The organism is Nocardia paucivorans NBRC 100373 (assembly GCF_000308675.1).
GTDB lineage: Bacteria > Actinomycetota > Actinomycetes > Mycobacteriales > Mycobacteriaceae > Nocardia > Nocardia paucivorans.
In genome coordinates, this window is record NZ_BAGE01000057.1 from 26,514 (window position 1) to 40,660 (window position 14,147).

General features: G+C 67.7%; 13 protein-coding genes. 8 read left to right on the forward strand and 5 right to left on the reverse strand.

What is annotated here, in order from left to right; all coding sequences use genetic code 11:
* Nucleotides 1-18 precede the first annotated feature (18 nt).
* Both cobM and ON32_RS20685 read right to left on the reverse strand, forming a co-directional pair.
* Nucleotides 19-777: a precorrin-4 C(11)-methyltransferase gene (cobM, locus tag ON32_RS20680; RefSeq protein ID WP_040792653.1), complete on the reverse strand. Its 759-nt coding sequence runs from the start codon at nt 775-777 to the stop codon at nt 19-21.
* Nucleotides 778-860: 83 nt separating this feature from the next.
* Nucleotides 861-1,283, reverse strand: a complete 423-nt coding sequence (locus ON32_RS20685) for a PPOX class F420-dependent oxidoreductase (protein ID WP_040792654.1) — start codon at nt 1,281-1,283, stop codon at nt 861-863.
* 18 nt (nt 1,284-1,301) lie between these two features.
* On the opposite strand from ON32_RS20685, the gene ON32_RS20690 reads away from it, so the two are divergent.
* Both ON32_RS20690 and ON32_RS20695 read left to right on the forward strand, forming a co-directional pair.
* Nucleotides 1,302-1,955, forward strand: coding sequence for a TetR/AcrR family transcriptional regulator (locus ON32_RS20690; RefSeq protein WP_051133515.1), 654 nt, complete (start codon nt 1,302-1,304; stop codon nt 1,953-1,955).
* Nucleotides 1,956-2,087: 132 nt separating this feature from the next.
* Complete coding sequence (locus ON32_RS20695) at nt 2,088-3,473, forward strand: MFS transporter (protein ID WP_051133516.1); 1,386 nt, start codon at nt 2,088-2,090, stop codon at nt 3,471-3,473.
* A gap of 19 nt (nt 3,474-3,492) precedes the next feature.
* Here the strand turns inward: ON32_RS20695 and ON32_RS20700 are convergent, their stop codons facing one another.
* Nucleotides 3,493-3,861: a DUF4345 domain-containing protein gene (locus ON32_RS20700; protein ID WP_040792655.1), complete on the reverse strand. Its 369-nt coding sequence runs from the start codon at nt 3,859-3,861 to the stop codon at nt 3,493-3,495.
* A 137-nt stretch (nt 3,862-3,998) separates the two neighbouring features.
* A complete protein-coding gene (locus ON32_RS20705; protein WP_051133517.1) occupies nt 3,999-4,655 on the reverse strand; it encodes an SACE_7040 family transcriptional regulator in 657 nt (218 codons plus the stop codon).
* Nucleotides 4,656-4,753: 98 nt separating this feature from the next.
* Here ON32_RS20705 and ON32_RS20710 point away from each other — a divergent pair, with 98 nt between their 5' ends.
* The 6 genes from ON32_RS20710 to ON32_RS20735 all read left to right on the forward strand — a co-directional run bounded on the left by ON32_RS20710 (nt 4,754) and on the right by ON32_RS20735 (nt 13,159).
* Nucleotides 4,754-6,355, forward strand: coding sequence for a carboxyl transferase domain-containing protein (locus ON32_RS20710; protein ID WP_040792772.1), 1,602 nt, complete (start codon nt 4,754-4,756; stop codon nt 6,353-6,355).
* A gap of 8 nt (nt 6,356-6,363) precedes the next feature.
* Nucleotides 6,364-8,538, forward strand: a complete 2,175-nt coding sequence (locus ON32_RS20715; protein ID WP_083874700.1) for an acetyl-CoA carboxylase biotin carboxylase subunit — start codon at nt 6,364-6,366, stop codon at nt 8,536-8,538.
* Between the two features lie 8 nt (nt 8,539-8,546).
* Complete coding sequence (locus ON32_RS20720; protein WP_040792656.1) at nt 8,547-9,707, forward strand: acyl-CoA dehydrogenase family protein; 1,161 nt, start codon at nt 8,547-8,549, stop codon at nt 9,705-9,707.
* A gap of 56 nt (nt 9,708-9,763) precedes the next feature.
* A complete protein-coding gene (locus ON32_RS20725; protein ID WP_040792774.1) occupies nt 9,764-10,246 on the forward strand; it encodes a MaoC family dehydratase in 483 nt (160 codons plus the stop codon).
* On the forward strand, nt 10,243-11,091 hold the full coding sequence (locus tag ON32_RS20730; protein ID WP_051133518.1) for an HpcH/HpaI aldolase/citrate lyase family protein: 849 nt from the start codon (nt 10,243-10,245) through the stop codon (nt 11,089-11,091). The genes ON32_RS20725 and ON32_RS20730 overlap by 4 nt, the downstream gene beginning before the upstream one ends.
* A gap of 115 nt (nt 11,092-11,206) precedes the next feature.
* Complete coding sequence (locus tag ON32_RS20735) at nt 11,207-13,159, forward strand: acetoacetate--CoA ligase (protein ID WP_040792657.1); 1,953 nt, start codon at nt 11,207-11,209, stop codon at nt 13,157-13,159.
* Nucleotides 13,160-13,377: 218 nt separating this feature from the next.
* On the opposite strand, the gene ON32_RS29675 is transcribed toward ON32_RS20735, so the two are convergent.
* Nucleotides 13,378-14,067: a pentapeptide repeat-containing protein gene (locus tag ON32_RS29675; protein ID WP_051133519.1), complete on the reverse strand. Its 690-nt coding sequence runs from the start codon at nt 14,065-14,067 to the stop codon at nt 13,378-13,380.
* Nucleotides 14,068-14,147 lie beyond the last annotated feature (80 nt).

Genomic DNA, 14,147 nt, shown 5'->3' on the forward strand with positions numbered 1-14,147 from the left:
AGCCGAGGGTCGGATAGATCACACCTCGAGCGACCCGCGCTCGCGCCGCGGATCGTAGAGGTGCGACTGCGCGCAGTCGGCCCCCGGCGCGAGCGCCCACCCGACCAGGATCACCGCCGCCCGGCGCAGCCCCGCGGCCTCGACCCGGTCGGCGATATCGGCGAAAGTGCCGCGCAGCACCGCTTGATCGGGTTGGCTCGCCCGGTACACGACAGCGACCGGACAGTCCGGGCCGTAGTGTCCGGCCAGTTCCGCGGCCAGCTCTCGGGTGCGGGTTATCGCCAGGTGCAGAACCAGGGTGGCGCGGGTTCGGGCGAATTCCGCCAGGGTCTCGGAGTCCGGCATGGCGGTCGACCGCGCCCATGTCCGGGTGAGCACCACCGACTGCACGACCTCGGGAACGGTCAACTCGGCGCCGAGCAGGGCGGCCGCCGCGGCATAGGCCGGGACGCCGGGGGTGACGTCCCAGGGGATGCCGTGGGCGTCCAGTCGCCGGGTCTGCTCGGTGAGCGCCGAGTACAGCGAGGGGTCACCCGAGCACAACCGCGCCACATCCCGTCCCGCCGCATGTGCGCGCACCAGCTGTTCGGTGATCTGATCCAGGTCCAGTCGCTGGGTGTCGATCAGCTCCGCGTCGGGCGCGCAGTGCGCCAGCACCGCGGGATCCAGATAGGTCCCCGGATACAGACATACCGGACACTCGCGCAACAGCTCGACCGCGCGCACGGTCAACAGATCGGCGGCGCCCGGGCCGGCCCCTATGAAGTGCACGGTCATGCCCGGAGTGTATGCCCGCCCCGCGACCCCACGGGGGCATCCCCACCGACCGATCCTCGACACGCCCTCCGGGACGGGCGGCGTCAGACGGCGCTGAAGAAGGCGGTCACCTTCGTCGGCCGCACACGCACCACCAGTTCTCCGGGCACCCCATTGCGCCGACCGAACTCCTCGGCGCGGTCGGCGCCCATATACCGCCCGCCGATCGCGGTGGCGGTGCGCAGCAGTTCGTCCGGGTCCTCGGACAGGGTCGCGGTGCCCTGGATCAGAACCGCCGCATACGGTGGCTCCTCCAAATCGACCGACAGCGCGATCCGTCCGTCCCGCATCAGCGCCTTGCCCTTCCCGGTCGATTTGCCGGTGTTGAACACCAACTCGTCCCCCTCGAGGATGAACCACACGGGTGCGACCACCGGACGCCCGTCGCTCGCCACGAAGGCCACCTTGGCCGTTCGCGTGCCGTGCGTCAGGAACTCGCGCACCCGGGGGTCGGAGAGAGAAGCCATAACGACAGCCTAGAGGCGGTGCCGCCGGAAGCCGCCGGGACGCGGCCGAAGTTCCGGCCGACGCGCGAGGAATTGATCATGTCGCCGTTCAGGCGGGCGAAGCGGTCGGACATGGAGTCGATCACCGTCGGCCGCAAGGACATGCCCGAAAGCCCGCATATGCGCGTCGACACCCGGCCGGGAAGCGCGGTCAGGAGCGGCGAGCGGGACGTCGGCGTGGACGCCACCTTGATCTTCCGTTACTTCGGCTCGAAGAAAGGGCTCTTCGACGAGGCCGTCGCCGATATCCCACACGACCTGACGGACGGACCGGCACAGGAATTGGTCGCCCGCATGGTGCGCTCGGTGATCTTCACCGATTGGACCCCCTATGGCGGGGAACATCTCCTGGTCGCGATATTGCGCTCCTCGGCCCACACCGATGCCCGCGAGCGCATGCATCGCGAGGTCTGCGACACCTACGTGCGAGCACTGGAAGACCTGGCGGAGGGCACGGATGCGCCACTGCGGGCAGAGCTGCCGAGCGCCTGGATGGTGGGCCTGGGCATCATGCGTTCGGTCGTGCAGAGCCCCGCCCTGTCGGAGGCCACGGCGCAAGACCTCGCCCCCTATGTCCAGGCTGTGGCTTCCGACCTGCTCGGACGCCCCATGTCGGGCATATCGGGCGAGTGAACCGGACAGCACCTACCGAGTCCACCGACCGGGAGGTTCCCCGATTCGCGAGGAAAAACCGCGCCCGCGGTCCGATACTCACTGTGGCGGTCGGCTCGATGGCCGTCGGTTGTTCGATGAGGGAGTAAGCGGATGAGCGTGCGGGACGAACCGCTCCGGACCGAGAAGGAAGCCGAGCGGGCCCCGAACGGGTTGCGGCGAGTGGTCGCGGCATCCATGGCGGGCACCGTGGTGGAGTGGTACGAGTTCTTTCTCTACGGCACCGCCGCGACCCTGGTGTTCGGCAAGATCTTCTTCCCGGACGACACCAGCGAGCTCGACGCCATCCTGGGCGCCTTCCTCACCTATGCGGTCGGTTTCGCCGCCCGCCCATTGGGCGGGGTGGTGTTCGGGCACTTCGGGGACAAGTACGGACGCAAGAAGCTGCTCCAGTTCAGCCTGCTACTGGTGGGCAGCGCCACCTTCCTCATGGGGTGTCTGCCCACCTACAACCAGGTCGGTTACGCAGCCCCGGTGCTGTTGGTGCTCCTGCGCTTCCTACAGGGATTCGCGGTGGGCGGGGAGTGGGGCGGCGCGGTGCTGCTGGTGGCCGAGCACAGCCCGATCCGCAGCCGGGGATTTTGGGCGAGCTGGCCGCAGGCAGGGGTACCGGGCGGCAATCTGCTCGCCACGGTGGTGTTGCTGGTCCTGACCGCGACCCTGACCGAGGACGCGTTCCTGTCCTGGGGCTGGCGGGTGGCGTTCTGGCTGTCCGCGGTGGTGGTGTTGATCGGCTACTACGTGCGCACCAAGGTCACCGACGCGCCGATCTTCGTCACCGCGCAACAGCAGGCCGAGGAAGTGCGGGCCGCATCGTTCAGCGTGCTCGAGGTGATCCGGAGCTATCCGCGCGGCGTACTCACCGCCATGGGGCTGCGCTTCGGCGAGAACATCATGTACTACCTGGTGGTCACCTTCAGCATCACCTATCTGAAGGTGCAGCTCGATATGGACACCTCCGCCATCCTGCGCTGGCTGCTGGTGGCGCACGCGGTGCATTTCGTGGCGATTCCACTGGTGGGGAGCCTCTCCGACCGGATCGGGCGGAGACCGGTGTATCTGGTGGGCACGCTCGCGACCGCCGGCTGGGGCTTCTACGCCTTCCCCATGATGGACACCGGTAGCAGCGCGGTGATCCTGGCCGCGATTACCATCGGTCTGATCTGCCATGCGCTCATGTACGCGCCGCAACCGGCCATCATGGCGGAGATGTTCCCCACCCGGATGCGGTATTCGGGTGTGTCGGTGGGCTACCAGGTGACCTCGATCGTGGCCGGGTCACTGGCCCCCATCATCGCGGTGAAGCTGCTCGATGTCTTCGCTTCCGCGGTGCCGATCGCCTGGTATCTGGCGGCGGCCTCGGCCGTCACGGCGCTCGCGATCCGGTTCGCCCGGGAAACCCGCGGTTTCGACCTGGTCGATATCGACCGGCACGATGCCGTGCTCCGGAAACGGGCGGCCGAGTCGTCACCGACCTGAGACGCGAACGCGCGGCGGATCATGCGACGGCCCACAGCGCGGCCGCGCCGACCGTCTCCACCACCAGATAGAAGCTCAGCGGATAGAACGGGGTCGCGGAGTCGAATATCCGCGAGATCACCCGCCCCACCGCCATCCCGGCCAACGCCGCACCCACCGCCACCACCGCACCGGTGTGGGGACCGCCGGTGGCCGTGGCCGCCCACCACAAGGTCACGGCCATGGCCGAACCGAAGCCGCCGTAGACGGCGCGAATCTCGGATCGACTCTCCGGTGTGGCGACCCGCAACCGGAACGGAGCCACGAGCCGCGCCGGTGCGACCAGAGCGTAGACGCCCATGCCGACGAACAGCAGACCGATCACGATCAGCACCGCGGCCCTCAACATGGCGTGCTCCTCCTAGCATGACGCAGCGGAGCCGGACCATATGCATTCGATCTCGTCGTCACCCCGTCATCATCGAATACCGCTCGGCGCGCCACTTCCGAAAACCTGCGGTGTCCGGACACCGGGAACGTTCGGTATCAGCGCCGCGGTGAGTGGGACGACCGCGTCTGCGACGACATCAGTGCCAGTAGCGCCATTTCGCGCAGGATGGGGCGGGTGTCCTCCGGGATCGACCGGGCGCTGTACGGGGTGGAGTTGAGCAGACCGAATACGGCGTGGACCTGCACTCGGGCGGTGCTCTCGGCGAGCCCGGGGCGCAGATCGCGCAACACCGAGACCCACAACTCCACGTAGCGGCGCTGGGTGCGGCGGATTTCCCGGCGGGCCGCGAGGGGCACGTTCTCGAGGTCGCGGTCCTGGATGCTGATGAGTTCCGGCTCACCGAGGGCGAAGTCGAGGTGGAAATCGACCAGCCCGGTCAGCGCTTCTTCCGGCGTGGCGGCCCGCGAAACCACCGCCACACCGCCGTCGAGCAACCGCCGGCTCACCCCGACCAGCAGTTCCACCAGCAGCGCTTCCTTGTTCGGGAAATGCCGGTATACCGCCGGCCCGCTGATACCGACGGCGGCGCCCAGATCGTCGAGCCGCATACCGAGGAAACCGCGTTCGGCGATCAGCCGGGCGCCGGCGACGAGCAACTGCTGTCGCCGCTGGGCCTTCTGCTGCTCGCGGCGGGTGGGCGGCGCGGCCTCGGTATCGGTCACCGGAACTCTCCTTCCACCGACCCTGGACATCTCGGTTAACCAAGATTAACCTCAATTCCAGTTATCAGCGACTAACTGGATGGCAGGACGCGATGGTGACGATCTCCGGATCCCGTACGGTCGATACCGTGGCCCCCGCGCCGAACGGTTCCACCGCCAACCGGGCCGCGCATGCGGCGCTGGTGGCCGACCTGCGCGAACGGCTCGCCCGAACCGCCCGCGGTGGACCGGAGAAGGCCCGGCAACGCCACCTCGCCCGCGGCAAACTACTGCCCCGGCAACGCGTGGACCAGCTACTCGACCCCGGCAGCCCGTTCCTGGAACTGTCCCCGTTGGCCGCCGGCGGGATGTACGACGACGAATGCCCCGGCGCGGGCATCATCACCGGTATCGGGCGGGTTTCCGGCCGCGAGTGCGTCATCGTGGCCAACGACGCCACCGTCAAGGGCGGCACCTACTACCCCGTCACGGTCAAGAAGCATCTGCGCGCCCAGGAAGTGGCGCTGCACAACCGACTGCCGTGCGTGTACCTGGTGGACTCCGGCGGCGCCTTCCTGCCCCGGCAGGACGAGGTGTTCCCCGACCGAGAGCATTTCGGCCGCATCTTCTACAACCAGGCCACCATGAGCGCCCAGGGCATCGCGCAGATCGCGGCAGTCATGGGGTCGTGCACCGCGGGCGGTGCCTACGTCCCGGCCATGAGCGACGAAGCGGTGATCGTGCGCGATCAGGGCACCATCTTCCTCGGCGGCCCGCCGCTGGTGAAGGCGGCGACCGGCGAGGTGGTGACCGCCGAGGAACTGGGCGGCGGCCTACTGCACTCCCGCACCTCCGGGGTCACCGACCATCTGGCCGAGGACGACCGGGACGCACTGCGGATCGTGCGCCGGATCGTGTCCACCCTCGGTCCGCGACCGTCCGCCCCATGGGAGGTATTACCCCCGCGCGAACCGGCCGCCCCCACCGAGGAGCTCTACGATGTGGTGCCGGTGGATCTGCGCACCCCCTATGACGTTCGCGAGGTCATCACCCGCATCGTGGACGGCGGTCCGCCGGGCGAACCCGGTTTCCACGAGTTCAAGGCCGAATACGGCACCACCCTGGTCACCGGATTCGCCCGTATCCACGGCCACCCGGTGGGCATCGTGGCCAACAACGGTGTGTTGTTCGGCGAATCCGCCCTGAAGGGCGCACATTTCGTCGAACTGTGCGACAAACGGCAGATCCCGCTGCTGTTCCTGCAGAACATCACCGGATTCATGGTGGGCCGCGACTACGAGGCCTCGGGTATCGCCAAACACGGTGCCAAGATGGTCACCGCGGTGGCGTGCGCGCGGGTGCCGAAACTGACCGTGGTGATCGGCGGCTCCTACGGCGCGGGCAACTATTCGATGTGTGGACGGGCATACTCGCCGCGTTTTCTGTGGATGTGGCCGAATGCCCGTATCTCGGTGATGGGCGGCGAGCAGGCGGCCTCGGTACTGGCCACGGTGCGCGGTGATCAACTCGACAGCTCCGGTCGGCCGTGGAGCGATGCCGATCGGGAGGCGTTCAAGGAACCCATCCGACAGCAATACGAGCACCAGGGCAACCCCTACTATTCGACGGCCCGGATCTGGGACGACGGCGTGATCGATCCCGCCGATACGCGAATGGTGTTGGGGCTGGCCTTGTCGGTGTGCGCACAGGCTCCCTTGGAACCGGTCTCCTACGGCGTCTTCCGGATGTGATGGCGATGATGATGCACAGTGGCGATCCCCTGCCGTTCGATACCGTGCTGGTGGCCAATCGGGGTGAGATAGCGGTGCGGGTCATCCGCACTCTGCGCACCATGGGCCTGCGGTCGGTGGCGGTGTACAGCGATGCCGACGCGGGCGCCCGGCATGTGCGCGAAGCCGATACGGCCGTGCGCCTCGGACCGGCCCCGGCCCGGGAAAGCTATCTGGATATCGCCAAGGTGGTGGCCGCCGCCCGTCGCACCGGCGCCCAGGCGGTGCACCCCGGATACGGGTTCCTCTCCGAGAACGCCGCTTTCGCCGCGGCGCTGGCCGAGGCGGAAATCGTTTTTCTCGGCCCACCCGTCCGGGCGATCGAGGTGATGGGCGACAAGATCACCGCCAAGACCACCGTCGCGGCATCCGGTGTCCCGGTGGTTCCGGGAATCGCCGAACCAGGTCTCACCGACGCGGCCCTGATCGAGGCGGCCGCCGAGATCGGCTACCCCATTCTGGTGAAACCGTCGGCCGGCGGCGGTGGCAAGGGAATGCGCCTGGTCACCGACCCCGCGCAACTACCCGACGCGCTGGTCGGCGCCCGACGGGAGGCGGCCGCCGCCTTCGGCGACGACACCCTGTTCTTGGAGCGTTTCGTCACCCGACCCCGCCATATCGAGGTGCAGATCCTCGCCGACACCCACGGCACCGTCCTGCACTTGGGCGAACGCGAATGCAGTCTGCAACGCCGGCATCAGAAGGTGATCGAAGAAGCGCCCTCGGCACTACTGGATCCCGCGACCCGGGAACGGATCGGCGCGGCCGCCTGCGCCACCGCCCACAGCGTCGACTATGTGGGAGCCGGCACCGTGGAGTTCATCGTCTCCGCCGACCGTCCCGACGAGTTCTTCTTCATGGAGATGAACACTCGACTACAGGTGGAGCACCCGGTCACCGAACTGGTCACCGGGGTGGATCTGGTGGAGTGCCAGATCCGCATCGCCGCCGGCCAACGAATCGGGGCGACGCAGGACGATATCCAACTCACCGGCCATGCCGTGGAGGCCCGCGTCTACGCCGAGGACCCCGGCCGCGGTTTCCTACCAACCGGCGGCACCGTGCTCGACCTGGCCGAACCCACCGGCCCGGCCGTCCGGGTGGACTCCGGTATCGAGGTGGGCAGCGTGGTCGGCAGCGACTACGACCCCATGGTGGCGAAGATCATCGCCCACGGACCCAATCGCCGCACCGCCCTGGCGAATCTGGATCGTGCGCTGGCCGACACCATCCTGCTCGGCGTCCCCACCAATATCGATTTCCTGCGTTTCCTGTTGGCCGATCCGGATGTGGTCGCCGGCCGGCTCGACACGGCGCTGCTGGACACCCGGGCCGCCGATTTCCGGCCCGCGCCGGTCCCCGACGACGCCTTCGCCGCGGCGGCCGTATATCACTGGCTGCGCCGTTGGCCCGACGCACCGTCCGACCCGTGGACCGTGCCGTCGGGATGGCGACTCGGCGAACCCGCACCGATCCCCATTCGCCTCGCCGGCGGAGATCGGGTGGAACACGTGTACCTGCGCGGCATCCCAGAAGCTGCCGAACTGTGGCTCGGTGAGGGCGAACCCGTATCGGTCGCGGCCGAAACCGGTCGGCCGGGCATCCTCACCATGACTCTCGCCGGTATCCGACACGACTACCGCGTCGTCGAACACGACGACGCCCTGTGGCTGTCCGGCCCGTCCGGGATCTCGGTACTGCGGGAACTCGCCGAGGAGCCGGTGCGCGGCGGCGGCCCCACCACCCAGGACGCCGAAATCCGCAGCCCCATGCCGGGATCGGTTATCTCGGTCGGCGCCGTATCCGGCAGCACCGTCACCGCCGGCACCCCGATCCTCGTGGTGGAGGCGATGAAGATGGAACACTCCCTCACCGCTCCCCTGACGGGCACCGTCGAGATCCTGGTCGCCCCCGGCGCCCAGGTCCGACTCGACGAGGTGCTGGCCCGGATACACCCGGCCCCATCGGGTCACGAGACCGCGACGAGCGGTTCCGAACCATCTGCGCAACCGTCCGAAAACAACGGTGCGACAACACCTTCCACAAGCCCCACCGACCCGTCCCCATCATCGGGACCGACCGCCCCGAGCGAGGTCCCGCGCTCCTCGCAACACCCCGACAGCGCATCCCCGACCAGGAAGTGAGCATTACGGTGACCGATTTCCTGTCCACCGGCACCCTGCCCGACCACTATCGCGATCTGGCGCTGACCGTCCGGGAATTCGCCGATAAGGTCGTGGCCCCCGTCGCGGCGAAACACGATGCCGAGCACAGTTTCCCCTATGAAGTGGTCGCGGGCATGGCCGAAATGGGGTTGTTCGGGCTGCCTTTCCCCGAGGAGTACGGCGGTATGGGCGGTGACTATTTCGCCCTGTGCCTGGCCCTGGAGGAACTCGGCAAGGTGGACCAGAGTGTGGCCATCACCCTGGAGGCCGGGGTTTCATTGGGCGCCATGCCGATCTACCGGTTCGGCACCGACGCCCAGAAGGAGGAATGGCTGCCGCGGCTGGCCACCGGACGCAATCTGGCCGCCTTCGGCCTCACCGAACCGGGCGCGGGCAGCGACGCCGGCGGCACCCGCACCACCGCCGTCACCGACGGCGACCATTGGGTGATCAACGGCAGCAAACAGTTCATCACCAACTCCGGCACCGATATCACCGCCCTGGTGACGGTGACCGCGGTGACCGGACAGCGGGACGGCAAGAAGGAGATCTCCACCATCCTGGTGCCCACCGACACCCCCGGTTTCACCGCAGAACCCGCCTACGACAAGGTCGGTTGGAACGCCTCCGACACCCATCCGCTCACCTTCACCGACGTGCGGGTGCCCCGGGAGAACCTGCTCGGCGAACGCGGCCGCGGCTACGCCAACTTCCTGCGCATCCTGGACGAGGGCCGTATCGCCATCGCCGCGCTGGCCACAGGCGCGGCGCAGGGATGTGTCGACGAAAGTGTCCGCTATGCGGGCGAGCGCGAGGCATTCGGCAAGGCGATCGGCAGCAACCAATCCATTGCCTTCAAGATCGCCCGGATGGAGGCCCGCGCCCACACCGCCCGCACCGCCTACTACGACGCCGCCGCGCTCATGCTGGCCGGGAAACCGTTCAAGAAACAGGCGGCGATCGCCAAACTGGTGGCGAGCGAGGCCGCCATGGACAATGCCCGCGACGCCACCCAGATCTTCGGCGGCTACGGCTTCATGAACGAATACCCGGTGGCCAGGCACTATCGGGACAGCAAAATCCTCGAAATCGGCGAGGGAACCACGGAAGTGCAGTTGATGCTGATCGGACGGGAGCTGGGGCTGTGAGCACGAACGAGAAGGACGCGGGTTTCTCCGCGGACGCGGAATTCGACACCACCGGTATGCGCCGGGTGGTGCAGACCGGTAAGTGGTTCGAGGAACTGGAAACCGGCGTGGTGTACGAGCACCGACCGGGCCGCACCATGACAGAGGCCGACAATGTGCTGTTCAGCACGCTGTCGATGAACCCACAGGGACTGCACGTCGACCGGGCCTACAGCGAGGCCCGGGAACCGTTCAACGATCGCCTGATGAACTCGCTGTTCACCCTCGGGGTGCTGGTGGGTCTGTCGGTGGCGCACCTGACCCAGGGCACCACGGTCGCCAACCTCGGCTTCGAACAGGTGAAGTTCCCCGCCCCGATGTTCCACGGCGACACCCTCTACGCCGAAACCGTGGTACTGGCCAAACGCGAGTCCAAGAGCCGCCCCGGCACCGGCATCGTCACCTTCCGCCACACCGGCCGCAACCAGCACGGCACCGTGGTCGCCGTCGCCATCCGCAATGCCATGGTCCGACTGCGTCCCACCGGGAACGAGTCATGACCGACGACTGGGTCTCCCCCGGTCCGGCCTGGCTGTTCTGCCCGGCCGACCGCCCCGAACGGTACGCCAAGGCCGCCACGGCGGCCGATGTGGTGATCCTCGACCTGGAAGACGGTGTCGCCGCGGCCGATAAACCCGCCGCCCGCGAGGCCCTGATCGCGACCCCGCTCGACCCGGCCACCACCGTGGTGCGGATCAACCCGGTCGGCACCCCCGACCACGAACTCGATCTGGCGACACTGCGGAACACCGACTACCGGCTGCTCATGCTGCCGAAAACCGAAACGGCCGAACAGGTGCGTTCCCTCACCGGCTACCGGGTGGTCGCCCTGGTCGAAACCCCGGCCGGCGCGTTGGCCTTCGAACGGATCGCGCACGTGGACAACACCGTCGCGGTCATGGCCGGCGCGGAAGACCTGGTCGCCGCGCTCGGCGGCACATCGAGTCGGAAACCCGACGGCGGCTACCGCGATATCGCCCGACAACTGCGCACCACCGGTCTGTTGGCCGCCAAGGCCCACGGCCGCCTCGCCCTGGACATGGTGTTCCTGGACATCCGCGATCTCGACGGGTTGCGCGCCGAAACCGAGGACGCGGTCGCGGTCGGTTTCGATGCCAAGGTCGCCATCCACCCCGCCCAGATCCCGGTTATCCGCGCCGCCTACGCCCCCACCCCGGAGGAGATCGCCTGGGCCCGCGGGGTATTGGCCGAGGCCCCGAACCATCGGGGCGTCTTCGCCTACGAGGGCCGAATGGTCGACGCTCCCCTGCTGCGTCACGCCGAACACATCGTCCGCCGAGCCGCCGGCTCCGCCGAAAGGAACGACCACACGCCGAACACCTGACCCACCACGACGAGGACAAGACCCCACGAACCCGCCTCTCGACGGTCGGCACACCCGGCCCGCGCCGACGGAAACGGTGCGATCGAATACCGAGCGACAAACCCAGGAGACCACAGTGGAACCACAGTGGGTGCCCACCGAGCAGGACATCACCGAAGCGCGAATCACCGATTTCGCGCGTTTCGTGGAGAAGCGAACAGGTGAGTCCCTACCGGACTATCGGTCCCTGTGGCAATGGTCGACAACCGATCTTCCCGCCTTCTGGCGCGCGGTCTGGGACTATTTCGAACTCGGCGATATCGCGGGCGAAGTGCTCACCGGCACGGAAATGCCCGGTGCCCAATGGTTTCCCGGCACCCGAGTGAATTATGTGGAGCAGGTGGCGCGACGCCAACGCACCGACCGCCCCGCCATCGTGCAGGCCACCGAGGGCAGCGACGAGATCCGCGAACTCTCCTGGCAGGAGCTGCTCGACCGTACCGCCGCCCTCGCCCACACCCTGCGCGAACTCGGGGTGAAACCCGGCGACCGGGTGGTCGGCTACCTGCCGAATATCCCGGAATCGGTGATCGCCTTCCTCGCCACCGCCGCGATCGGCGCTATCTGGAGCGCCTGCGGCCAGGACTATTCGGCCAAGGCGGCCCTGGATCGACTCGGCCAACTCGAGCCGGTCGTGCTGATCACCGCCGACGGCTACCGTTACGGTGGACGAACCCACGACAAGAGCGACGATATCGCCGCCCTGCGCACCGGACTGGATACACTGCGCGCCACCGTCGTGGTACCTCGCCTGTCCGGTCGAAACACCGTCCCCGATTCCTCGACCTGGTCGGACGTCACCGAATCCACCGAAACACCCGCGCTCGACATCGAACCGGTGGATTTCTCCCACCCCCTGTGGATCGTCTTCTCCTCCGGCACCACCGGCCTCCCCAAGGGCATCGTGCACGGCCACGGCGGTATCGTCCTGGAACATCTGAAAGCCATTGCCCTGCAATCGGATATCGGCCCCGACGACACCTTCTTCTGGTACACCAGCCCCAGCTGGATGATGTGGAACTTCCAGGTGGCCGGCCTGCTGGTGGGCGCCACCATCGTCTGCTACGACGGCAGCCCCGCTCATCCGACCCCCGACGCCCTGTGGCGGCTTGCCGCCCGAGTGCGCGCGACGGTCCTGGGCACCAGCCCCGGTTATGTGTTGGGCTGTATGAAGGCAGGCGCCGTACCGGGAACCGAACACGACCTGTCGGCGCTGAAACTCATCGGCATCACCGGATCGTCCCTCCCCCCGACCTCGGCGCTGTGGCTGCGCGACACGGTGGGCGCACATATCCCGGTCGCCTCCATCAGCGGCGGCACGGATGTGGTGTCCGCGTTCGTCGGCGGCGTGCGCACCGTCCCGGTCTGGCCGGGTGAACTGTCCGCCCCGTACCTCGGGGTGGCGCTGGACGCCTACGACGAGCAGGGCCGCCCGGTGCGCGGCGAGGTCGGAGAATTGGTGGTCACCGCACCCATGCCCTCGATGCCGGTGGGTTTCTGGCGTGACCCCGACGGAAAGCGCTACCACGACGCCTATTTCGACACCTACCCCGGCGTCTGGCGACACGGCGACTGGATCACCATCACCGAACGCGGCAGTGTGGTGGTGCACGGCCGCTCCGATTCCACCCTCAACCGGCACGGCGTCCGGATGGGCAGCGCGGATATCTATCAGGCGGTCGAACAGCTCCCGGAAATCGCCGAAGCGCTGGTGATCGGCTCCGAACAACCCGACGGCGGCTACTGGATGCCGCTGTTCGTCGTCCTGGCTCCCGGTGCGGAACTCACCGACGAGCTGCGCACGCGAATCGCCGAGGTCATCCGCGCCGAGGTCTCGCCCCGGCATGTTCCGGACGAAATCCTGGTGGCCCCCGGTATCCCGCACACTCGCACCGGGAAAAAGCTCGAGGTCCCGATCAAACGCCTGTTCCAGGGTGCCGACCCGGCCCGGGTGGTCGAACGCAGCGCCGTGGACGACCCCGATCTGCTCGACTGGTACACCCGCATCCGCCCACCCGGACAGCGGTAGCCCTCACACAGGCCCGTGACAGCCACTCCATGGCCTATCCGGCTGTCGGTCACCGGTGAGGCAGGCCGGATGGTCACCTACATGTGCGACGCTCCCCGTCTGCCCCATTCGACTTGAACGCAAGTCGAAACCTTGGTATCGAGACAGCTTCTCGACGGTGGGTTCTTATCGGCGGTCGGAAACGGTGCCTGGCATGGGTCACCCAGGGGTTTGGCTCCTCATCGATCGCCCAGAGCACCTGCCTGATGTCCGGTGGTGGGATTCAAGACGAAATCCCCCTCCCGCCTGATGGACCGGACCCGGATCTCTGTGATGTCCCTGCCCCACCGGGTTTCACTCGACCACACCACCGCATGGATTTCCCGGATCGGTGGCAGGTCCGCGCCGCTCAGGTCCGTACCGGTCAGGTCCGCGCCGCTGAGATCCGCACCGGTCAGGTCCGCGCCGGTCAAATTCGCGTGGCGCAGATTCGCGCGACCCAGTTTCGCGCCGGTCAGATCCGCACCGGACAGGTCCGCGCCGGGTAGGTCCGTGCCGGGTAGTTGTGTATGCGTATAGGACAGAATCGCGCTGGTCAGGTCCGCGCGGTGCAGGTTCACATCGGTCAGGCTCGTGCCGAACAGTTTCGCGCCGGTCAGGTCCGCGCCGGTCAGATCCGCACGATGCAGTTTCGCGCCGGTCAGATCCGTACCGGACAGGTCTGCATCGGTCAGATCCGCATCGGTCAGATCCACGCCGCTCAGATCCGCACGATGCAGGTTCGCATCGGTCAGGCTCGTACCGAACAGTTTCGCGCCGAACAGGTTCGCACCGGACAGATCCGCGCCGCTCAGGTCCGCACCGAACAGGTTCGCGCCGCTCAGGTTCGCACCGGACAGATCCGCGCCGCTCAGGTCCGCGCCGGACAAGTTCGTACCGGACAGGTTCGCGCGGTTCCCGATCCCACGGACCGGGACGAACGAATACTCCTTACTTTGAGCAGATGCGG